We start from the raw sequence: 23,679 nt of genomic DNA, 5'->3' as shown, positions 1-23,679 counted from the left end.
ACAAATTAACAAAAAAACAATGAAGAAATTCGGATTATTGCTTGGTGCAATGCTGACTTTTGGTGCAGTTCCTATGGTTGCACAATTAGAGAACAGCATTAAGCTCAATGAAGTAATGACCTGCAACACTTCAAGTATTCAAGACGAATACGGACAACATGAGGCATGGATTGAGATTACCAATATCTCATTTTCCACTTATAACATCCGTGGGATGTTCCTCACGACAGACCGTTCTGTTCTTGATAAAAAGATGAGTGTGCCGGAACGTATCAGCAGAATGAGCATCATTCCAAATGGTGAGAAACGTACAATTATGGGGGGACAACAAAACATTGTCTTTTTCTGTAACAGCAACCCTGCCCAAGGCTCGATGCACCTTACAGTGAAAATTGACCCAACAGAGCCTACATGGATTGCACTGTATAATGGAAATGCCGTGAACCTTATAGACTCTGTAACAGTTCCGCCGCTTGCCGCCAATGAATCATTTGCAAGAGTGAAGGATGGCGACAACTATATATGGAAAAGAACAGAAGCAAAAAACGTGACTCCGGGTATCTCAAACAATATACATATAAAAGAAAGCAAAATTGCAAAAATAAAACGTGACGACCCTCATGGCTATGGTATAGCCGTTCTTTCAATGGGTATTGTTTTCTTTTGCCTTGCATTGCTCTTTGCATTCTTTACCGTATTCGGACTTATAATGCGTAACAGGACAATGGTAAAGAAAGTGGCGGAAATACAACCACTTAGAGCAGGTGTCGGCATGGCAAAGAAGACAGCGGAAATAGGACACATGACCAATGTCATCCTACAAGACGGATTATCCACAAAAGGTATAGACAAAGAATTATATATTGCCGTAATATCCATGGCATTGAAACAATACATGGAAGATATACATGATGTGGAAAGCGGTGTTATAACAATCAAGCCTAAAAATACAGATTGGAATGTAGAGTATATCCAGATGACACAATTCCATGAATAATAACTTATTTATAACAATATCTAAACAAAAACAATATGAACAAGTATCAATATAAAGTACAGGGCGTTGACTACGACGTAGAAATAGAAGAAGTAGAAGGAAATCTTGCAAAAGTGAGTGTAAACGGTATCAAATTTGAAGTTGAGTTGAAAGAACCCATAAATGCTGCACAGATTAAGAAAACAATAACACCTCCCAAACCTGTTGCAACAGTATCAAATACCCAGACAGCAACTCCAACTCCTCAACACCAGACCAGCACTACATCAGGCAGCAACGGAACACCAATAAAAGCACCGTTGCCCGGAACGGTAGTATCATTGAATGTCAAGATTGGAGACAAGGTCAATGTAGGTGATACGATACTTGTACTTGAAGCCATGAAGATGCAGAATAACATAGAGGCCGAATATGCAGGAACGGTAACATCCATATTGGTTAACCAAGGTGACTCAGTGCTCGAAGGCGCTGTATTACTCACAATAGCTTAAAGAAAGATTATGGGTTTCACAAATTTTATTATAGAGAATTTCAACGAATTCCTCACCTATACAGGATTTGCCAATGCCACAGCAGGCAATATGATAATGATTGTTGTCGGTGCGATTCTTATTTATCTTGCAATAAAGAAAGATTTCGAACCGCTCCTTCTCATTCCGATAGGTCTTGGAATTATTCTTGGAAACATTCCGTTCCGCGCAGATGCCGGTCTGGAAATCGGACTTTATGAAGACAACTCCGTACTTAACATATTCTATCAAGGTGTACGTCAGGGCTGGTATCCGCCTTTGGTGTTCCTCGGTATTGGAGCAATGACCGACTTTTCCGCCCTTATAGCCAATCCGAAACTCGTACTGATAGGTGCTGCGGCACAGTTCGGTATATTCGGTGCCTACATGGTGGCATTGGCATTGGGATTTGAGCCTAACCAAGCTGCCGGTATTGCCATTATCGGTGGTGCGGACGGTCCTACAGCAATATTCCTTTCATCAAAACTATGCCCCAATCTTATGGGAGCCATTGCAGTATGCGCTTACTCTTACATGGCACTTGTACCACTGCTCCAGCCGCCATTGATGCGTCTGCTCACAACAAAGAAAGAGCGTGTTATCAAGATGAAACCGGCACGTCAGGTAAGCCAGACAGAGAAAATACTGTTCCCAATTATAGGATTGTTGCTTACAACGTTCATTGTACCCTCCGGTCTGCCGCTTTTAGGTATGCTGTTTTTCGGTAATCTGCTCAAAGAAAGCGGTAAGACAACACGTCTGGCCAAGACCGCAGGCTCTGCGCTAAACGATATCATCGTCATGCTTCTCGGTCTGACAGTGGGATGCTCCACACAGGCAAGCGAGTTCCTTACATTGAACACATTGTTTATATTTGTAATCGGAGCATGTGCGTTCATCGTAGCAACGGCAAGCGGTGTTCTTTTTGTAAAACTGATGAATATCTTCTTGCCCACAGGAAAGAAACTAAATCCGCTGATAGGAAATGCAGGTGTGTCTGCAGTACCCATGAGCGCACGTATCAGTCACAACTTAGGATTAGAATACGACCGTCACAACTTCCTGCTCATGCATGCCATGGGTCCGAACGTTGCGGGTGTGATAGGCTCGGCCGTTGCGGCAGGTGCACTGCTTGGCTTCCTGTCATAACTAAGTATGTATTGCCAAAACAGAAATGACGGAGACATACTTTCTCCGTCATTTCTGTTTTAATGGTAATTCCTCCTCTCCCACTTATTTTTTATAATCCGTTGAATTAACGAGAAATATGCTTGTCATAATAGACCGCAACACACTTGCCGCCATTGGGCTGAAAAATATTCTTCAGAGTATTATCCCTATGGCAAATGTATACACATTCATGTCTGTAGAAGATATGATACAAGCATGTATCGATGATGAAATAAACCACTACTTTGTATCTACAGAGGTTATGCTAAGCAATATGGACTATTTTTGCCGGATACGAAATAAAACCATTGTCCTGTCCCACTCCATAGCCGATAACACATCACAGAACAAAATATCCAATTGCCCATCCGGATTTCATTCCATCTGTGTGAACCAACCGGAAAAACAACTTATAAAACAACTGCTAATATTAGAACAGCACGCACATAAAAACGGAAGAAATCTCCCTGCCCCATCCATGAATCAGGCGGCGGCAAATCCACTTACCAACCGTGAGACAGAGGTGATGACCCTTATTGTCAAGGGGTATATAAACAAGGAAATCGCCGACATACTTAATATTGCCATTACCACCGTTATAAGCCATAGAAAAAACATCATGGATAAACTGCAGATAAAAAGCGTATCTGCACTTACTATATATGCCGTAATGCATGGTTATGTGGACATCAGCGACATATAGTATTCAAATAGAGAACAAGATATCACGAAAATCAGCCCCCGCAACATACAAGACACAGGAACAGAATTGCATTGCAAGAATATAAAGGAAAATAACAGGAGAAGCAGAGGAGATACCTGAACAAACAGCAATAATAACATCCGAGAAAGAATGGAAAGAACCAGAGACGCCTCCGTATACAACAGTAACGAACATTACTCCGACAGATATGACAGGTACTAATGCCGCACTGAATGGCGAAGGCCATAACTCCCCTGTAACACTAAGAAGCAAGGCATGGGGAATACATGTAAGAAATACTATCATACCTATATACAATACAACGACAGCCAACGTAAACCATAAAGCGAGCCGCTGTCTGTAGGCAACACCTTTAAAGAAATGCGCAAGTGACAGTATTCCGCTTTCCCTAACACATCCGTAAGCCATAAAAACAAGAATAATATATATCAGCAACGGAGTCTGCAACGAGGATATAAAATTCGAGAACACCCACCTTATTCCCTCTGCACTTAATAAAGAACGTATTCCCATATCAGGAAATCCTGCTGCAAACAGCCATGCCCCGACAAATAAAACAGCATTGGAAACAAGCAAACCCTTTATTATAAAATCATAAACTTTACTCCTATTCCTCATCTGCAACAAGATTTTCAATATCAAGTATATGAAGTTCCAAAGCCCTGACTACCAGACGTGTGGCATTGATTCCCACCCGCCCGTTACTATCAGGAAAAAGCTTCTGCACCAATTCATTCTGACGCTTTTCAAGACTTTTAACCCCAAAAGGCATACCGCGTAAGTTTGTTATCTGCTCTTTTGTATATCCCAAAGCAAGATGACGCAGGAAACGCTCGTCATATTCATCTATCTCATAATTGACAAAAGCTTCCTGCCGCATAATCTGATTACCGACATAATGCTTGAAACATCCGACAATTCTCTCTATTATAGGCTGATTAAATACAAAACGTTTGCCTTCCATCACGCTGCAAACATCAATCCTGGTCAATAACTCGCCTGTTTTCAATATTATTCCATCCGCACCGGCATCAAGAACATCAACCCATAACTTCTCATTTAGAATCTCACCGGTAAATATCAGGACTTTTACCGAAGGATGCTCACGCTTTGTCTGACGGCATATCTCCACACCTACAGTCGTTGAGCCTCCTAATCCCAAATCCAAAAGGACAAGATCCGGTATGCCCTTGCGCATCAGTTTCCAATATGACGCTTCGTCATCTGCCGTACCGATTATATCCGCTTCCGGTATGTCATTACGTATTATTCCTTCAGTTCCCTTTAGCTCCAAAGGAACATCTTCCACTATTATGACTCTAAACTTTTCCATTGTTCCTGTTAATATAATACTTCAAATTCTTTATTATGCTTATTTTTTCGGCAACACCACATCAACCACAACCACTCCCTCATCACTCCTTGCGGAAATACCACAACCGCGTCGATTGGTTATCTCGGAATGATCGCGAACTATTTGCCTGCAAAGCAAATACTTAATACGGCTCTTTGACGGAGTGAACAAATCCGCCACATCCTTCACTGGAAAATTCAAGGAAGGCATTGTGATACTTATTCTGGCATAGTCATTCCCGATATTTCCAACAGACATGTATTCCGTAAAGTATCCAACCCCATCAGATGCCTCTGCTGCCGTATCCTTATGTCCTGACAAACTGAACAGAAGTTCAAAAAGATATATCAGAAGTTCTCTGTTACCCAACAATATAATGTCATTACCCTCATACGCCACGTATTTCGGAAGAATGTCTTTCAGACCGACAGGGACGACATCTATTTTCATATTCTGCACCTGACGCATAGCCTGCATTGAAAGTAACGTATACAGTTCGTGATAATAATCGGCAAGCTCTTTTATATTACCGCTGTCTCTTTCTTTTCCACCGGCCAACCGTATCAATCTGCTTGGATAATACATTGTCTCATGCTTCAACGTTGAAAGACAATTATCAAGTATTGAATTGCTTACATACAGATTACTGATCTCATATTCTGTTCTGCTCAATTCATCACCGGCAAGCTCTATACGCATTTTCTTGTCGTAACTCATATCTACAGCTTTATTCAACGATGATTTTATCTGCAAAACAATATTTCTAAGATTCTCCGGATAACTTCTCAGATTATACGACTCTATCTCCTTCAACTTGTCTTCCGGTAATGCACTGCTCACCAACAAGTTATTGATATTCTTTACCTGTTCAACACAAAACTTGTAATAAAGCCTGTGACGATAATATAAAAAATAATAAGCAGGAAGTATTGAAACAAGAATCAGTATGAGTAATGTGACGGCTATGGTCTTGTTTGTTTGAGACATGCTCATCATCCTACAATAATCAGCCAGCTTATTGTCTGCAGACATCTCCTTGAACAGTTGTGTATACACCTTATTATTATATATATATAAATCCCACTTGTGCAATGCCAAAGCAGCAACCGCACTTTCATTTCTTATAAGCAGGATTGTCTTATAGCTGGTTTTCAAACTGTCACGATACCATTTTATTTCAGGAGCAAGCAAGGAAACATTACCTTGTCTCTGCATCTTATATTTTCCGCCTGGATTATGTTCAAGGTAATAGGCATTAAGATATTTACGGCAAGAATCCGCAAATGTAATCGTCTGACTATAAGTACCCCGTATATTCGAATAATATGCGCTATCGGCAAACGCATGAGCCATAACGATATTATACGGCACCGGAGACATTTCGGAAAAATCCTTAGAAACAACCTCCTGAGATTTTGCCGGACCGGGAAACAAGGCCGAAAAAAATACAATTATGAATGATACTGTATTCATAATTCCTTTTGGAAGGCGGAAGAAGAATCTGCTGCCCTCACCCTGTTTACTCTCTGCAGATATAGAACATACAGAGAAAATGGTGCTCAACTTACGATACTTCTCAATTATCCCTTGACAGTTCATAAGTCCGAAACCATGCCCTCCGCTATATGTCTTACGATTAAAGATAAGCTTTATTTCCTCATGTGAAAGTCCTTTACCCGTGTCAGCAACCGACACTTCCACATATCCCGTCCCAACCACCGCATAAACACTAACCGTTCCTCCTTTCCGTGTTGCTTTCCGAGCATTGTCTGTCAAGGTGTTTATCATAAACAGAGTAAGTATCTTATCGGCTTTCACCGGTATATCCGCCCCGTCATTCCTCACATCAAGCTCTATCCCATTCATGGCGAATGCCGTTTTGCTTTTTGCCACAATACCAAACAGCTCACTCAACCGGAAACTTTCTATATGTATGCTCAATATACCTTTACGCATTTGTATCCAATGCGTCAGCACGTCATTATACTCAGCAATCTTTTCTGCGAGCTCACAGATATAGGCATACCGTGACATCTGCATATCATGACTCTCGTCACGTCTCGTAAGTTTGTCCGCCTCATTTATTATACGGTCTATAAACGGTGTTATACTCAGCACCAATGAAACCTTTGCCCTGTTCTCAAGCCCTCTCCTCTTCTCCTCTTTTATATGCGCATTGCTTATTGCACATTGTTCCATCAGACACTCATACTCATCAGAAAGTCTCTCCACATTCTTTTGATTGTCCTGTTCCCATTGACGCAACGGGTCAAGAAGATAATCAAGAGTTTCGCTACGCCTCCGTTTTCTATATAAGCTACTGAAACGCCACAGCAGAAATACGAGCAATACAATTGCAGAAAGAACAGCCGCTATCATTATATTCAACTGCACAGACATCGCATTGTACATGCCGGCCCTTGCCTCCAGATATTTATCCTGACGTGTCTGCTCCTGCAAGTCAAGATAAACATTCCGGTAATAGTCACTTGATGCCTTATTATTTATAGCAGAATAGACAACGCTCAACTGCTCGCTTATGCTCGCGATAAGATCCGGGGCCTGCTTTATCTTCGGTTCGTTCAAAGCCTTCTCAAGATGTGAAAGAGCTTCTTTGTCATTTCCTGTTGCATGACAGCACGATGCAAGAGTCCGATATGCTCCGGAAATCTGATAAACATCGCCATAAGCCTTGAATATATCCAACGCCCTCTCGGCAAATCTATAAGCAAGCGTGTCTTCCGACAAATCCTTCGGATACATATAATTAAACAAGGCTCTGTTATCATCTATCAGTGCGCCACCTATATTTTTAATTATCAAATGCTCTGACATTGCAGAAAGTGCATTCGCAACAAAATAATGCATCCCGCAATTCCTTGCCAATACAAAACACTGAACCAAATACTCAATCTCTCTTTGATTTATATCCATGGCAGACTCACCGGAAATGATTCCGCCCGCACCTACATTATATAAATAATTTAGAAACTGAGCCGTATCACGTCTTATTTCCCCATCGGCATCTATTTCAGCCAAGGCATCCGCCGACTTTCTTGGCAAACCGATATAATGGAAATATGTGGAACTCACTATGGCATACTCACTCTCCGCATAAATTAAGCGCGACAATGTACGGTCGTCAAGTCTGTCTCTCTCTTCATTAATACGCTCAATCCTTTTCCTCGCACGCTCACGATAATCATAAAACTCCTTATTACGCGACATGCGCTGGCACAATCTCATCTGCAAGACATCCGCCACCAGCAACTCTATCTGATTATCAGTAAAAAGAGCCACCGTGTCAAGCTGTTTCATGGCCATGTCATAATCCATACGGGCAATGCTGACAAAAGCATAATTATTATACGCCTCAGCCTTTCCGGCATCATAATTTCCGGAATTAATATATGCCTGACGGGCATAATGATATGTAGAATCAAGATTACGGTAATGACAGGCATAGGAAATATCATTCAACCTGTTCACAGTATGCCTATCCGAATGTGAGCAGGCTGATATAAGAAAAAGGCTCCACAGGCATATAAGCCATGTGAAACCTTTTGTCATCTTTATTTTAAGCGCGTGCCTTAGCAATATATCCAAGAGCCTCTGCACATTTGTCTGTAATAGCCTGCCAGTTTTCTGCGGCGATAACATCTTTCGGGAACAGTTTTGACCCCATTCCGACACAATAAACACCGGCTTTAATCCAAGACTTAAGATTTTCCTCGTCCGGAGAAACACCGCCTGTAACCATGAGCTTAGACCATGGCATAGGAGCCATAAGCCCCTTCACGAGGTTCGGCCCCAACACGTCACCCGGAAACACCTTGCAAAGGTCGCATCCTGTCTCCTGTGCCGCCCCGATTTCAGAAACGCTTCCGCAACCAGGCGTATAAGCGACAAGACGACGGTTGCAAATCTTTGAAACCTCTGGATTAAACAACGGACCTACTATGAAACATGCCCCAAGCTGAATATAAAGAGCGGCGGTCGCAGGATCAACAACAGAGCCGACACCCATGGCCAGTTCAGGACATTCCTTTGCCGCAAACTTAACAACTTCAGCAAACACTTCATGTGCGAAGTCACCGCGGTTTGTAAACTCAAACGCGCGTACACCGCCATCATAACAAGCCTTTACAACTTTCTTTGCAGTTTCCGCATCCTTATGATAGAATACAGGAACCATACCTGTCTGACCTATTTTGGCCAGGACTGCTATCTTATCAAATTTAGCCATTGACAATATTCTTTAAATATATTAATGAAATACATTAACGCTGTACACGACCGGAAGCGTCACCTCCTGCAAGGCTTTCCACCTCTTCTTTGCTTACAAGATTGAAGTCACCGGGAACGGTATGCTTCAATGCCGATGCGGCAACAGCAAACTCAAGAGCGGCACCCTGATTATCCGGGTATGTAAGCAGGCCATGAATCAAACCGCCTGAGAAAGAATCACCTCCGCCTACACGGTCAATGATAGGCATGATATCGTAACGCTTGCTCTGGTAGAACTCCTTACCATTATATATAAGGGCTTTCCAGCCATTATGTGTAGCCGAGAAAGACTCGCGCAATGTAGATACGACATATTTAAATCCGAATTCCTTCATCATGCCCTGGAAAATGCCATAATAACCTTCCGCATCGGTCTTACCGCCTTCAACATCAGCCTCAGGCTTGAATCCGAGACAAAGCTGTGCGTCCTCTTCGTTACCAATGCAAACATCAACATATTTCATCAGAGGCTTCATTATGCTCTGTGCCTTTTCAGAAGTCCAAAGCTTCTTACGGAAGTTAAGATCTACGGAAACAGTCACGCCATGACGTTTCGCAGCCTCACAGGCAAGCCTTGTCAGTTCGGCAGCCTTGTCGCTTATGGCAGGAGTGATGCCGCTCCAATGGAACCAGTCGGCACCTTCCATAATCTTATCAAAATCAAAGTCTTCGGGGGTAGCTTCCGCAATAGAACTGCCTGCACGGTCGTAAATCACCTTCGAAGGACGCATTGAAGCACCTGTTTCAAGATAATAAATACCCACACGGTCACCGCCGCGGGCAATGAAATCCGTATGCACGCCATATTTGCGTAAGGAATTTACCGCACACTGACCAATCTCATGTTTAGGCAACTTTGACACAAAGTAAGCATCATGACCATAGTTGGAGCAGCTTACGGCAACATTTGCCTCACCGCCACCATATACAACATCAAAAAACTCACTTTGAACAAATCTTTTCTGTCCAGGAGAAGACAGACGGAGCATAATCTCTCCCAAAGTCACAACTTTTGCCATTTTATTTTTATTAAATTAATAAATTAAGTTATTTTTAAGTTTGTTTTTCCTTATAATATCTCTAATATCTTTCATCACAATATCCAAACTTTTGTCACCGACAACATCAACAATTGATGCCCTACGACTATTATGTAAACATGATTTCATGATAAAAGTATTCATTTACGCTGGCAAAAATAATACTAATTTCCGAATTGGCGAAACAAAAATACTTTTTTTTCTGCTTTTGATATTTTTTTCTGTCGTGTATTGGCACAATTCAATTTTTATTGGTATTTTTGCATTGATAAATACCATTGTTTTTTACGGAAAGAAATACAAAAACACGGGTACGAACTTAGTTATCGGATACGCACATGACCACAGATAAAATCAGAATCAAGGATATTGCAAGGCTTTCCGGAGTTTCAATAGGAACAGTAGACAGAGTACTGCATAATCGTCCGAATGTTTCAAAGGAGTCAAGAGCAAAAGTTGAAAAGACACTCAAGGAGATAAACTACAAGCCCAATATGTACGCAAGTGCATTGGCACACAACAAAAAATACAACTTTATTTGTCTGATACCAAGACATGAGTCGGAAACATATTGGGAGGAGATCGAGGAAGGGGCCATGGCCGCATGCGAAAGAAGAAGCGACTTCCATATTAAGGTCACTATGATGTATTACAGACGCTTCCATCAGAACACTTTCACAGACATGACAAAAAAATGTCTTGAGGAAAAACCGGACGGAGTCATTATTGTTCCCTCCGAACATGATATAACAAAGGCATTCACAGATAAGTTGCATGAGAAAAACATTCCATTTATTCTATTAGACTCATATATTCCGGACCTCAATCCTTTGTCTTTCTACGGACAGGATTCTTTCAGAAGCGGCTATTTTGCAGGAAGAATGCTCATGCTTATCGCCGGAAAAGACAAGGAGGTTACGATAATGAAACAAATGAAAAACGGGAATGTGGCAAGCAAACAGCAGGAAGACCGCGAAAAAGGCTTTTTGAATTATATGAGCAACTTTTTTCCAAACATCAGAATATCGGAAGTGGACCTGCCCTTGGATACAGACCCTTCGGAATACGAAAATATCCTTGATTCCTTTTTCAGCACACATAAGGATGTAAGCAATTGCATAACATTCAACTCCCATGCCTACATCTTAGGCGAATATTTTCAGAAAAAGAATATAAACAACGTGAAGATCATGGGATATGACATGGTCAGGAAAAATGCAGAATGCGTTAAAAACGGCACCATATCGTTCCTCATAGCACAACACGCATACATGCAAGGATATTCATGTATCGAGACGCTGTTTGAATCCATTGTGCTGAAAATGAAAGTAAACACGGTAAATTATATGCCTATAGAGTTTCTCACACAAGAAAACATCCAATTCTATAGACGGGCACAATTATAGCACCGCGTGTCACAAACTGTATGATAATAAAAAAACATATTACCTAAAAAACAAATTTATATGGAACAGACATTCATCAAGATTAATCCCGCAGACTCTGTTGTAGTATGCCTGCAACCGATTTCAAAAGGTACGGTTATTGAAGTAGACGGTAAAGAAATCACAGTAAGCCAAGACACACCGGATGGCCATAAAATACTGATTGCAGACACCCCGCAAGGCAACGACATCATAAAATACGGCTATCCTATAGGACATGCATGCAAGGATTTGAAGGCAGGCGAATGGGTCAATGAGAACAACCTGAAAACCAACCTTTCCGGAACATTGGAATACTCATACAATCCTGTGGAGAGCAAACTCGGCATACCGTTTGAGAACCGCACTTTCAAAGGATATGCACGTAAGAACGGAGAGGTTGGCACGCGCAACGAAATATGGATAGTACCTACCGTGGGATGCGTAAACGGTATTGCAGAGCGTCTTGCCGAACAGTTGCGCAAGGAGACAGGTTGCGAAAACGTAGACAGCATCTGGGCATGGCACCATAATTTCGGATGCTCACAGCTCAGCGGCGACCATGAGAACACACGTAAGGTTCTCCGCGACATTACGCTCCATCCCAACGCCGGAGGTGTGTTGGTGTTAGGTCTCGGATGTGAGAACAACCAGCCCGACGAGTTCGAGAAGCTTCTTGGTGATTATGACCATGACCGCATAAAATTCCTCGTCACACAAAAAGTGGATGGCGATGAGGTTGAGGCCGGCATGGAAATATTGCGCAGTCTATACGAACAGGCAGGAAAAGACGAACGCACGGAAGTTCCCGTAAGCAAATTGCGCGTCGGTTTGAAATGTGGCGGAAGCGACGGGTTCAGCGGCATCACAGCCAATCCTCTTGTCGGTGAGTTCTCAGACTGGCTTGTAGCCCAAGGCGGCACATCAATATTGACGGAAGTCCCTGAAATGTTCGGAGCGGAGACAATACTGATGAACAGATGTGTGAACGAGACACTCTACAACAAGACTGTAAGCATGATAAACAATTTCAAGGAATATTTCCTTAGCCATGGCGAACCGGTCGGTGAAAATCCTTCACCGGGCAACAAAGCCGGAGGTATCTCTACCCTTGAGGACAAGGCTCTCGGATGCACACAAAAATGCGGCCGTGCCGCAGTAAGCGGTGTTCTTGAATATGGCGACCGTCTCGAGACAAACGGGCTCAACCTGCTTTCCGCTCCGGGCAACGACCTCGTGGCCGCAACAGCCCTTGCATCAGCAGGATGCCAGATCGTGTTGTTCACCACAGGGCGCGGAACCCCGTTCGGCACTTTCGTACCTACAATGAAGATTTCCACAAATCCCACCCTTGCCGCACGCAAGCCGAATTGGATTGACTTCAACGCGGGACAGCTCATTGAGAACAAGACGATGAATGAACTTGTGCCTGAGTTTATCGATAAGATCATTGCGGTGGCAAGCGGAGAACCGGCAAGGAACGAAGAAAACGGATACCGTGAGATTTCTATCTTCAAAAACGGAGTTACATTATAACACAATAATATAAAGAATAGCGATGAATCATAAAAAAGGCCTGTTGGCTTTAAGTCCGTTGATAATCTTTGTCACATTTTATCTTGTGACTTCGATAATCGCAGGCGACTTCTATAAAGTGCCTATAACCGTTGCCTTTATGACTTCATCCATATTTGCGGTAATAGTCAGCGGAAATGTTCCGCTGACTAAACGTATAGACATATTCAGCCGTGGCGCAGGCGCTTCCAAGATAATGCTCATGATATGGATATTCGTGTTGGCAGGTGCCTTTGCCAACACGGCAAAGATGACGGGAAGCATCGACGCGACAGTAAACCTCACACTCAGCATGTTGCCGGCAAGCATGCTTCTTCCCGGTCTGTTTATTGCCGCCTGCTTCGTGTCAATAAGTGTAGGAACAAGCGTTGGAACAATCATTGCCCTGGCTCCTATAGCGGCGGGGATAGCACATTCAACCGGAAGCTCCGTCCCGCTTCTGACAGCAGTGGTGGTCGGAGGCTCACTCTTCGGCGACAATCTCTCGTTCATCTCCGACACAACCATTGCCGCAACATCCACACAGGGATGCAGACAGAGCGACAAGTTTTATGTAAACTCCCACATTGCATTTCCGGCAGTTGTGATAATACTCATAATCTATATCATAAACGGCCGCGACATGACCGCGCCTGCCGGTATTCCGGATGTGGAATATATCAAAATCATACCATACCTCATCGTATTGGCGACAGCCGTTTCCGGTATAAATGTAACGGTAATACTTACTGTGGGAATACTTCTTTCAGGAATCATCGGAATGTTCTGCGGTGCTTTTGATTTCTGGGGATGGCTCAATGCGATGGGCAACGGAATCAGCGGAATGGGCGAACTCATCGTCATCACGATGATGGCAAGCGGAATGCTCGAACTTATTAAGGCAAACGGAGGAATCGACTACATCATCAGCGGTATGACACGCAAGATAAAGAGCAAGCGTGAGGCGGAACTGAGCATCGCTGCACTCGTGTCTGTAGTGAACATCTGCACCGCAAACAACACCGTTGCCATAATAACCATCGGAGGCATTGCCAGACAAATAGGCGACAGATTCAAATTAGACAGCCGCAAATGTGCATCCATACTTGACACCATGTCATGCTGCATACAGGGTGTCATACCATACGGAGCGCAACTGCTTATGGCCGCCGGACTGGTCGGAATATCACCAGTAAGCATCGTGCCATACCTTTATTATCCATTTACCATCGGAGCAATGACTGTTATTGCAATCATATTCAGGTATCCGAAAAAATTCAGTTAAGACCGGTCTCAGGAATTAAGAGCGTTTGTTTCACACCGTAAATAAATCAATATGGACATCATTCAAAGAAACCTTTTCCGCTTGCTGAGAAGCGGCACATTCGGTGACAACTCGAAGATAGAACCCATGTCTGAATGGAAATGGAACTGTCTATACGGAATATCAGTGGCTCATGGTGTGTCGGCATTGGTCTATGACGGTATATGGAAACGGAAGAACGAGTTTTTCATAAACTTTTCCGACTGTTTAAGATCCAAATGGGAAAAACACGTATCAGACATTGAACAACACAACATACACGCCACCGCCACCGTGGCCGCGCTTGTTGACGAAATGAATAAAGAACAGTTCCGTCCGATACTGCTCAAAGGAATACCGTTCGCCTCCATATACGACAATCCGCTTCACCGCCAGTCATCAGACACTGATATATATTTCCCTTATATGCCACAGGCGAAAAAGGCTGCCGTTTGGGCAAAGAACAAAGGCATGAATATAGACGAAAGCACGAAACACAGCCTTAAATACATTTACGACGGCATATTAATAGACCACAAGAAATATATGCAACGGCTCACCAACCCTATGTTGAACAGAAAGCTTCAGCAGATTATCAACTCCGAGATAAGATGCTGCGACTCCGCATACGTGAGACTAAACGGTGTGAAAACCGAAGTACCTCCTCCCACCCTCAATCTTCTTCTCATGCTTGTGCGCACGGCACGTTATATATTAAGCAACGGGGCAAGTCTTAAACAGATTGCCGATCTTGGAATGTTTCTCAGAAAAGTCGGCGACAAGGTGGATTATGTAAAATTAGACAAATGGATTTCCAGTCTGTCTCTCGGGCAAATGGCATCACTTGAAGGACATTTGCTCATAGAACTTTTAATGTTTACCGAAGACGAGATTCCGTTCATACACCATAAAAAGGACAACAGCATTGACAACATGCTCGACAACATATTGCTTATGAGGGGAACACAGTCTGTTGACTGGCATTTCTCGCAGGGCAAGAACATTTTCATAAGCAACAGCAATTCCGGTGCGATGATGTGGCATATACGCCATAGCGGAAAACTGTTCCGTTTCTACCCTTCGGAGACCATGACCAATTTCTTCTCATCGTTTGCAAACTCTCTTTCACATATAGAAGAATAAAACCGGCTTCTCTTCCGGTTCCTACATCCTTATCTTATGCGGTCTAATCCTCTACAGAACATACATTTTCCGCTGTCGCTGCATGTCGTACACTTCCACACCACCTTATCCGGCTCACGGTTGTAAGTGTCGCCTCTATCGCCAGTGCCCCGTACCTTTTCCTGTAAAGGACACATAGTCGCCATTAGCAATAAACACTGAACTTCGCATGCACATTCACGCACTGCAACCATCTCTATATACACCGTGCTCAAGCCATGTCTTATCCACTGTTGCGTTTGCGCGCATGCAAGAGAGCTTATCATCTGCCATAAATGCCAGCCGACAACAACCGTCTTCCTGATAAAACCTTCATTGTTTACTTATTTATAATGATACTGCAAATATACTGATAAAATCATATCCTAAAAGCCCCTAAAAAAAGCGTAGCGAACACCATTGCGGTCTATTCGTTACGCTTCTTATTTTATAAATACATTGGCTGTTTATCCTCTCTTACTTCAATCCGCGACCAACAAGCATGGCTTCCGGATTCGGCTCTGCACCACGGAACGTGCGATAAAGCACCATAGGCTCCTCTGTGCCACCCTTTTCCAACAATGTGCGGAATGCACGGGCCGTTGTCGGGTTGAAAAGACCGGTAGTCTTGAAAGCCTGGAAAGCATCCTTATCCAACACTTCTGCCCAAAGATAGCTGTAGTATCCTGCACTGTAGCCACCAGACCAGATGTGGTTGAAGTAGGTTGTGCGATAGCGCGGAGCTATTTCCGGTATCAATCCTATCTTATCCATCATGGTCTTCTCGAATGCCACAGGGTCGATGCCGTCCGCACTCTTAAGGTCATGCCAATTCATATCAAGGATAGCGGCAGCCGCAAGCTCGGTGGTCATGAAACCTTGATTGAAAGTAGATGTAGCTTGGATTTTCTCTATCAATTCCGTAGGAATCACCTCACCCGTCTTGTAATGTTTTGCGTACATAGCAAGCACTTCCGGCTCAACGGCCCAGTTTTCCATTATCTGCGACGGCAATTCAACGAAGTCGCGCGCCACATTTGTTCCGCTGACAGTCTTATAATTTGCCTTTGCCAACAGTCCGTGCAATCCATGTCCAAACTCGTGGAACAAAGTCTGCACCTCATCTATCGTCAAGAGCGACGGCTCTGTAGCGGTAGGTTTCGTAAAGTTAGCGATGTTGATTACCACCGGGCGCACATCATTTCCGTCCTTGTCAATGCTCTGCTCACGGAAGTTTGTCATCCATGCTCCACCGCGCTTTGAGGCACGGGGATAGTAATCAGTATAGAAAATACCTATCAAAGAACTGTCGGCGTCTGTAACACGGAAACATTCTGCCTCGGGGTTAAAGAGCGGCATGCCTTCGAGCTTTTCAAAATTCAAGCCATACAGTTTGTGGGCAACGGCAAACGCACCGGCGCGAACATTCTCCATCTTGAAATAAGGCTTGATTTCATCTTCATTCATGGCATACTTCTCCTTACGGAGTTTCTGTGCATAATAATCCCAGTCCCACGGCTCGATTTTCACGCCCTTACCTTCGCGGTCGGCGATAGCCTGCATTTCTGCAAGTTCCTTTTTAGCCTTTTTATTTCCGGCGTTAAAGATGCCCAACAGGAAACTGTTCACCACATCAGACTTCTTAGCCATTGTATCGTCGAGGATAAAATCGGCAGGAGTTTCAAAACCAAGCAGATTGGCCTTCTCTATTCTCAGCTTTACGATGTTGAGAACAATTTTCTTGTTGTCGTTTTCATTGCCGTTGTTTCCGCGGCTGATGTATGCCTTGTAAACCTGCTCGCGAAGATCGCGGCGGTCGCTGTTCTGCAAGAACGGGATGCGGCTTGGATTCTGCAAACCGATAACCCACTTGCCTTCCATACCATTGGCCTTTGCCAACTCGGCAGCCGCAGCGCGTACACTTTCAGGCAAACCGGCGAGATCTTCTTCTTTTTCGAGCACGAGCTTATATGCGTTTGTTTCCGCCAACAGATTCTTACCGAACTGCTGCTGCAACACAGAAAGCTTTGAATTGATTTCGCGCAAACGAGCCTGTTTGTCGGCAGGCAGAGCAATACCGTTGCGCACGAATGTCTTATATACGCGGTCGAGCAACATGAGCTGTTCGGCGGTATAGCCCTTTCCGTCCTTTGCATCGTAAACGGCCTTCACACGTTCAAACAGCTTGGCATCCATATAGATGTTGTCATTGTGCTCGCTCACCAAAGGCAGCACAGTCTCCATTACCTTATCAAGCTCATCACTGCCATCGCTTTCGGTGATGTTGAAGAACACCATTGAAACCTTGTCAAGCAGCTTGCCCGAGGCGTCCATCGCAGCCAGAGTGTTTTCAAAAGTCGGAGCTTCCGGATTGTCAACGATAGCTTTGATTTCAGCCTTTTGTTGTTTTATACCTTCTTCAAAAGCAGGAAGATAGTCTGTCACCTGAATTTGTTCAAACGGGGGAACACCTTCGGGGGTGGTCCACTCCTCGAGAAACGGATTCTTCCGATCTGTCTGTGTACATGCCAGCATCATCATCGCAGCAGCAATAGTTAAAAATGTTTTTTTCATTAGATGTAAAATATTATATATAATCCCCACAACACTATAAATTGAAACTTTCCATACGTGCCAAAGACGTTTTTCCTTGCTTTGGATTTTTCCATGTCTGAAGACTCACCCAACTTAGTGTTGCAATAAAATTAGGCGAATCCCAAACAGGATTGGTAAAGGTACGGATAAAAATTGAGAAAGCCAATCCTTTTGGAAGAATATCTTCAATCATAGGGTAAATTGAAGCCCTTTTGACCCAAACAACAGGCTCTACCTTGGGACTGAGCTGCAAATTGCACGGCTGGCAATACAGCGAAAGACTTAGTTCTTTACCCCCCCAAAAAAACTACTACAAAAAGCCACCAACAGGCAATATAACAGCACGCAATGCGTTTTATTCATATAAGAACATCCATAAACCCGATGAACAAAAACATACTAATCGGTGCAGCCCTGACACTGCTCACCGCCTCGCCGACATGTTCCGACATGGCTCATGCAATAGATAAAGTGATTGAACGTCCGGCATTCACGGCCAAAAACACAGACGTGATAGAAATAAGCCGTATTGTAATGAGCGATACAGCAACTGTGTTACACATGTATGCCAGATACAGACCAAAATACTGGATAAGAATTTCCAAGGAATCAGTACTTATAGACAACAACGGACGCAAATATGCATTGCGTGCCGGAGATGGTATCATACCCGGTAAAAAATTATATATGCCGGAAAGCGGTGAGACCGTGTTCAAGCTTATCTTCGACCCTATAGACCCCAAAGCACAAACTGTATGTTTCAGCGAAGAAGACGAAGACGGATACAGTATCTGCAATATAAGTACAGATTGCCATAAGAAGAATAAAGCACCAAGGCTACCGGAAGGCGTGGCAATACACAAAGTTGACAAGAAAAACGCTCTGCCCACACCAGCGGTAACATTCGGGACTGCCACCGTGAAAGGCCTTTTACTCGATTTCTGCCCCAGGCACTCCAAACGGATTCTGAGACACAACAAATTCGGAGCATACACTACCGTAAACCGAATGCCGGAACAGATTGCCATAAATCCCGATGGAACTTTTCATTTCTCAATACCCGTTGTCGGGACTACTGCCTTAAACCTTTACCTGCCGCTAATAGCCAAAGGAGTAAAAGTGTTCGTAGAACCTGGAAAGACAACAGAAGTATGCATAAACACTCGCGAGTATAGCCGCAGGGCATCCCAGTACCACAAAGACGACAAACCATACGGCCTGCCGCTATATGTAAAAGGCCCGTTGGCAACAGTTGCACAGGAACTGGCACAGTATTATGATGCAATGCACTCAAAAGCAAAACCGGAACTAAAGGTCGGAATGACACCCACGAAATACAAGTCTCTATTAATGAAAGCGAGAGACGAGGTAAAAAACAACATTCAGCATCTGCCTATAAGCCGGGCCACAAGCGAACTAATTTCCCTCGAAACAGATCTTAAGATAATTGATGCCTTGAATGACATTCACCGGAAACTCGCGTATGAAATGCTCGATGCAGAAAAAATCACAGACAAACAGCTTGACACATACGCAGACTCTTTGGAAAAGACTTTACCGGCAGATTTCATTCCACGCGAGATTGTGCCACAGCTAAACTCTACCCTCACGCCTCTTTCACTATACGAAATTTTCGGAAAAATACATAATACAGAAGCAACATCGCTGCTCGGCACCAAAAGTGGTCCCTATTTCATCAATACAGATGCAAAAAAACTGTATTTCAGCATAACAAGCGACTTTAAACCCCTGGACGATGAGCAAAAATCCCGTATGGCAGCATTGCCAGAGGCACACAGGATGATGATAGAACTGGCAAACAACAACCTGTTAAAATCATTTGAGGAAAAGAGAAAAAAGAAAGGCTACCACATACGCGAGACTCCAGCCGTGACAGACAGTCTGACATTCGACAGCATAGCCGCTCGATACAGTGGCAAGATTGTCATCATTGACGTATGGGAAACATGGTGCGGCCCGTGCCGTATAGCCCATGAGAAAATGGCACCAATGAAAAAAGAATATGACAGCAAGGATGTGGTGTTCGTCTATATATCGAGTGAATCATCGCAGGAAAGCTTGTGGAAATATATGATTTCCGATATCCCCGGCGAGCATTACCGCCTAAACGCCGCACAAAAAGACATTATCGGCAAGCGTTTTAAAATCACAGGTGTGCCTACATACATAATTCTCAACCGCTCAGGAAAGGTTACTTACAGGCAGACCGGTTATCCCGGTACAGACAAAATAAAGAAAGAGATAGACCGGTATCTATAACTGCCCTGCCATATATAAAACAATACGCAAGATATCTTTTCATTACCTTGCGGATTGTTTTGGCTCACCCGACAAACCTAAGGGTTCATATATGTCATGTTGTATAATCGGTGATCCGGATTAATCGGCATTGCTTTACCGGTTGATTCATGAATTTATCTCCAATTATTCTTAACCTTTATTCTAAATATTTGTTAAGACAATCCGCATTAAAAGCCTTAATGTGTAATAAAAAATCACGCAGATGGTTTTATTGCTTTTTATAGATTTTCCAAAATTCGTAACCAATTGACATACAACACGTTAGACACAGACAAAAAGTATGCCAAAATGAATGGCATGTTCACGCTTGATAAACATGCCATTCACGGCCGATGAATATGCCATTCATTGAGCATGAACATGCCATTCATCGGAAGAGGATTTTACATCCATTGAGCATGTAAATATATTTCAAAATTTTAAGAACACAGCGGCTTTTTTGATAAATTAACAGCACATAATTTATAAATTCAATATTTTCCATTCCGTATGAAGATCGTGGCCTACCTTGATGAGCCAGAAGAAGCCTATCCTTTCTCTCCCCAAAGGGAAATGGCTCCTTCTCCTTTGAGGAGGGAAAAGAGGGGGCTCATCCTCCAGTAGGGACGTGCCTTTGGCACGTGTCAGGCGGCAAACAACCACACACCCTATTCATTATAAACACCATATACATCGCAAAGCGACGCCTCATATCCGGAGAAGAAGAAGCCCCCGACTCAACAAAGGGGAGGAAAGGAAGATATAGAGTAACATCCAGAGTCTGCGATGTGGATAATTCATATCTTTATTTTATTGGAGGATGTTTCCACACCTGACACGTGCCAAAGGCACGTCCCTACATTGTGGATGAAAAAACAAAAGGAAGATTTCGTTAAGCCAAATGATTCTGAGACAGCGGATTTACGTGTCAGCCAATTGTCGGACTGACCCATTGTTTTTCTTAAACCATAAACAATCTGATATAAAAACGACACTGTTTTATATAAAAAAGAATAGGAACCTATCTTCACAGACAAGTTCCTAGAAGGAAAATGATAAATATAGATTAAAATTACTAGTTGTCCGATGCAAAGGTATGAAATATATTTCAACCGCCAAAACTTTTCGATACTTTTTTATGCGATTTTTGCATTTTAAGCCAAAATATCTCCATTTAATCCAACTTTTCAATTGTTTAATCCTATTTTACACACCTGAATAGTGGTTTTAAATTCCATTTATACACGTTTTTCTCATTTTAAACCTGTATATTTCCATTTAGTCCAAATTAAAATCTCTTAAGTTCATTATATATACGCTGAACAGGCAACCCCATCACATTATAATAACTCCCTTCAAGCTTTGTCACACCAATATATCCAATCCATTCCTGTATGCCGTAAGCCCCGGCCTTATCCAACGGGTGATAGTTATTCACATAATATGAAATTTCCTCATCCGATATATCACGGAACGTCACATCTGTAGTTACGGAAAAAGCCGTCTGTCTGTCAATTCCTGTTATACACACTCCTGTTATGACCTGATGGGTGCAGCCGCGAAGTTCTGAAAGCATCGCAACAGCCTCCGCATCATCCACAGGTTTTCCCAATACCCTGTCTCCATGTATCACAACCGTGTCGGCTGTGATAACGATTTCACCGGCAGACATTGTTCCTTTATATGCCACGGCTTTCTCACGGGCAATGTACAATGCCACTTCCGATGCTGGAAGATTGTCGGGATAAGCCTCGTCAATATCAGGAAGGACACGCACCTCAAATTCAATGCCAAGTCCTCCCAACAGTTCTCTCCTACGCGGAGAATTACTCGCAAGTATTATCTTCTTGCTTTTTAGATCATCAAGCATGATGTTATAATTAATAATATATAATCCTTATATACATATATAATAATGTATATAAGGCTGAAAAACGTATCACCACCCGAAAGCCTTTTCCGAACTTAACCATTTGCCCTGGGCACGCAACACCTGTTCTATGACATCACGAGCGCACCCGTCACCGCCATTCAGATGGCTCACATATATGCTCGCATCCTTTATATCTGAACATGCATCGGCCGGACATACCGGGCATCCGCACGCACGCATCACTTCATAATCGGGAATGTCGTCACCCATGTACATCACCTCGTCTCCGGAATACCCGTTAGCCGCAATAAACTCATTATACTTGACAATCTTCACTGCACATCCCATAAACACATCCTTCACTCCAAGATTCTCATATCTTAAACGCACGCTGCGTGTTGTTCCGCCAGTGAGGATGGCGATATGGAGCCCCATCTTCATGGCAAGCTGTATTGCATACCCGTCCTTTATGTTCACCGTGCGCATGGGTTCCCCATCGGGATGCAGGCTTATGGTCTGTCTGCTCAGCACACCGTCCACATCAAAAACAATCGCACGTATTTTTGCCAGATTGTAATTTATCATATATGAAATTCAAAAAACATTATTTCTTCTTTATACTTCTCTTGTGTATGCTCAGGCTCATCCTGTCGTAGATATCCTTAAAAAGCGGATTGTCACGAAGCATCAGACCATGACTGCGCATCACATTCTCGTCATACCTCACAGCAGGGCCTGTCTGGGCATCGGCAGGAGACATGTCGTGTACTTTCCCCGCTGTCTCGTCGATAAGTGAAAGCATCACATCGAAAGGCACCCCCTGTCTTGCAAGAATATCCGAAGCTATTGTATAGCAGTGGTTTACAAAATTTGAAGCGAATACAGCCGCAAGATGCAGATGCTTGCGCTGTTCGGAAGAAAGCATCACAACCTTCTCTGACAAAGATGACGCCAGTTCGGTCGCCGCATTGCGTGTCAGCTCATCGTTGCCCTCTATAAAGAACGGTATGCGGCTGAAATCAGCCTCACGCTCAAGAGAAAATGTCTGCATGGGATAAAACACGCCATAATGAAGTGCCATGCCTTTGAATATGTCCATAGGGACACTTCCCGCCGTATGCAGGAAGATCTTCCGTTCACGCCCACGACACGCCAAAGGAATGATATCCGCAAGTACAGAATCTTTCAGGGCAACGATGTACACATCCGCATTCGTGCTTAAAGAAGATATATCGGTAGTGGGAGCTCCGCCGGCAACGGCCGCCACCCGTAGGGCCGATTCCATTGTGCGGCTGTAAACCTGAACTATATCATGTCCGGCCCCAAGCAAAGCCCGGCCCACATTCATGGCAAGTTTTCCGGCACCTATCAATACAATTTTCATAAG

At 43.4% G+C, this 23,679-nt stretch carries 20 protein-coding genes; 9 read left to right on the top strand and 11 right to left on the bottom strand.

The features are described 5' to 3' along the window. The first annotated feature begins 19 nt into the window (after positions 1-19). The 4 genes from HPS56_RS03665 to HPS56_RS03650 all read left to right on the top strand — a co-directional run bounded on the left by HPS56_RS03665 (position 20) and on the right by HPS56_RS03650 (position 3,379). Positions 20-997 (top strand): OadG family protein, encoded by a 978-nt coding sequence (locus tag HPS56_RS03665; RefSeq protein WP_172273991.1) that lies wholly within the window; start codon positions 20-22, stop codon positions 995-997. Positions 998-1,032: 35 nt separating this feature from the next. After that, positions 1,033-1,488, top strand: a complete 456-nt coding sequence (locus HPS56_RS03660) for an acetyl-CoA carboxylase biotin carboxyl carrier protein (RefSeq protein WP_172273988.1) — start codon at positions 1,033-1,035, stop codon at positions 1,486-1,488. A gap of 9 nt (positions 1,489-1,497) precedes the next feature. Next, positions 1,498-2,655: a sodium ion-translocating decarboxylase subunit beta gene (locus HPS56_RS03655; protein WP_172273985.1), complete on the top strand. Its 1,158-nt coding sequence runs from the start codon at positions 1,498-1,500 to the stop codon at positions 2,653-2,655. A gap of 118 nt (positions 2,656-2,773) precedes the next feature. Continuing rightward, positions 2,774-3,379, top strand: coding sequence for a response regulator transcription factor (locus HPS56_RS03650; RefSeq protein ID WP_172273982.1), 606 nt, complete (start codon positions 2,774-2,776; stop codon positions 3,377-3,379). Between the two features lie 3 nt (positions 3,380-3,382). Here HPS56_RS03650 and HPS56_RS03645 read toward each other — a convergent pair whose 3' ends face one another. From HPS56_RS03645 to HPS56_RS03625, 5 genes are read right to left on the bottom strand one after another with little or no spacing between them, the layout of a single operon-like run. Beyond that, entirely contained in the window at positions 3,383-4,018 is a 636-nt protein-coding gene (locus HPS56_RS03645) for an AbgT family transporter (RefSeq protein WP_172273979.1), read from the bottom strand. Beyond that, positions 4,008-4,733 (bottom strand): DUF5932 domain-containing protein, encoded by a 726-nt coding sequence (locus HPS56_RS03640; RefSeq protein ID WP_172273976.1) that lies wholly within the window; start codon positions 4,731-4,733, stop codon positions 4,008-4,010. The genes HPS56_RS03645 and HPS56_RS03640 overlap by 11 nt, the downstream gene beginning before the upstream one ends. Before the next feature lie 39 nt (positions 4,734-4,772). Next, positions 4,773-8,324 (bottom strand): sensor histidine kinase, encoded by a 3,552-nt coding sequence (locus HPS56_RS03635; protein WP_172273973.1) that lies wholly within the window; start codon positions 8,322-8,324, stop codon positions 4,773-4,775. Between the two features lie 7 nt (positions 8,325-8,331). After that, positions 8,332-9,000, bottom strand: coding sequence for a bifunctional 4-hydroxy-2-oxoglutarate aldolase/2-dehydro-3-deoxy-phosphogluconate aldolase (locus HPS56_RS03630; protein WP_172273970.1), 669 nt, complete (start codon positions 8,998-9,000; stop codon positions 8,332-8,334). A gap of 34 nt (positions 9,001-9,034) precedes the next feature. Next, complete coding sequence (locus tag HPS56_RS03625) at positions 9,035-10,060, bottom strand: sugar kinase (RefSeq protein ID WP_172273967.1); 1,026 nt, start codon at positions 10,058-10,060, stop codon at positions 9,035-9,037. Between the two features lie 359 nt (positions 10,061-10,419). Between HPS56_RS03625 and HPS56_RS03620 the strand changes: the two genes are divergently transcribed. Genes HPS56_RS03620 through HPS56_RS03605 form a run of 4 tightly spaced genes read left to right on the top strand, consistent with a single transcriptional unit; the run spans position 10,420 to position 15,505 of the window. Continuing rightward, positions 10,420-11,487, top strand: a complete 1,068-nt coding sequence (locus HPS56_RS03620) for a LacI family DNA-binding transcriptional regulator (RefSeq protein ID WP_172273964.1) — start codon at positions 10,420-10,422, stop codon at positions 11,485-11,487. Between the two features lie 60 nt (positions 11,488-11,547). Then, positions 11,548-13,041, top strand: a complete 1,494-nt coding sequence (locus HPS56_RS03615) for a UxaA family hydrolase (protein ID WP_172273961.1) — start codon at positions 11,548-11,550, stop codon at positions 13,039-13,041. Between the two features lie 22 nt (positions 13,042-13,063). Next, a complete protein-coding gene (locus HPS56_RS03610) occupies positions 13,064-14,344 on the top strand; it encodes a Na+/H+ antiporter NhaC family protein (RefSeq protein WP_172273958.1) in 1,281 nt (426 codons plus the stop codon). Positions 14,345-14,395: 51 nt separating this feature from the next. After that, on the top strand, positions 14,396-15,505 hold the full coding sequence (locus tag HPS56_RS03605; RefSeq protein WP_172273955.1) for a nucleotidyltransferase family protein: 1,110 nt from the start codon (positions 14,396-14,398) through the stop codon (positions 15,503-15,505). 29 nt (positions 15,506-15,534) lie between these two features. On the opposite strand, the gene HPS56_RS03600 is transcribed toward HPS56_RS03605, so the two are convergent. From HPS56_RS03600 to HPS56_RS03590, 3 genes are all read right to left on the bottom strand, one after another. Further along, positions 15,535-15,810, bottom strand: coding sequence for a hypothetical protein (locus tag HPS56_RS03600; protein ID WP_172273952.1), 276 nt, complete (start codon positions 15,808-15,810; stop codon positions 15,535-15,537). Positions 15,811-16,000: 190 nt separating this feature from the next. Continuing rightward, a complete protein-coding gene (locus HPS56_RS03595; protein WP_172273949.1) occupies positions 16,001-18,097 on the bottom strand; it encodes a M3 family metallopeptidase in 2,097 nt (698 codons plus the stop codon). A 34-nt stretch (positions 18,098-18,131) separates the two neighbouring features. Further along, positions 18,132-18,311 carry a hypothetical protein gene (locus HPS56_RS03590; RefSeq protein ID WP_172273946.1) on the bottom strand — a complete coding sequence of 60 codons (180 nt, stop codon included), beginning with the start codon at positions 18,309-18,311 and terminating at the stop codon, positions 18,132-18,134. Between the two features lie 191 nt (positions 18,312-18,502). On the opposite strand from HPS56_RS03590, the gene HPS56_RS03585 reads away from it, so the two are divergent. Further along, on the top strand, positions 18,503-20,398 hold the full coding sequence (locus HPS56_RS03585) for a TlpA family protein disulfide reductase (RefSeq protein ID WP_172273943.1): 1,896 nt from the start codon (positions 18,503-18,505) through the stop codon (positions 20,396-20,398). 1,309 nt (positions 20,399-21,707) lie between these two features. On the opposite strand, the gene HPS56_RS03580 is transcribed toward HPS56_RS03585, so the two are convergent. From HPS56_RS03580 to HPS56_RS03570, 3 genes are all read right to left on the bottom strand, one after another. After that, positions 21,708-22,289: a Maf-like protein gene (locus HPS56_RS03580; RefSeq protein ID WP_172273940.1), complete on the bottom strand. Its 582-nt coding sequence runs from the start codon at positions 22,287-22,289 to the stop codon at positions 21,708-21,710. A gap of 69 nt (positions 22,290-22,358) precedes the next feature. Next, positions 22,359-22,877: a KdsC family phosphatase gene (locus HPS56_RS03575; protein ID WP_172273937.1), complete on the bottom strand. Its 519-nt coding sequence runs from the start codon at positions 22,875-22,877 to the stop codon at positions 22,359-22,361. 19 nt (positions 22,878-22,896) lie between these two features. Beyond that, on the bottom strand, positions 22,897-23,676 hold the full coding sequence (locus tag HPS56_RS03570; protein WP_172273934.1) for a Rossmann-like and DUF2520 domain-containing protein: 780 nt from the start codon (positions 23,674-23,676) through the stop codon (positions 22,897-22,899). Between the last annotated feature and the right edge of the window lie 3 nt (positions 23,677-23,679).

It is taken from the genome of Xylanibacter muris (genome assembly GCF_013166605.1).
Lineage (GTDB): Bacteria > Bacteroidota > Bacteroidia > Bacteroidales > Bacteroidaceae > Prevotella > Prevotella muris.
This window is presented reverse-complemented; position numbering and strand designations above follow the sequence as displayed.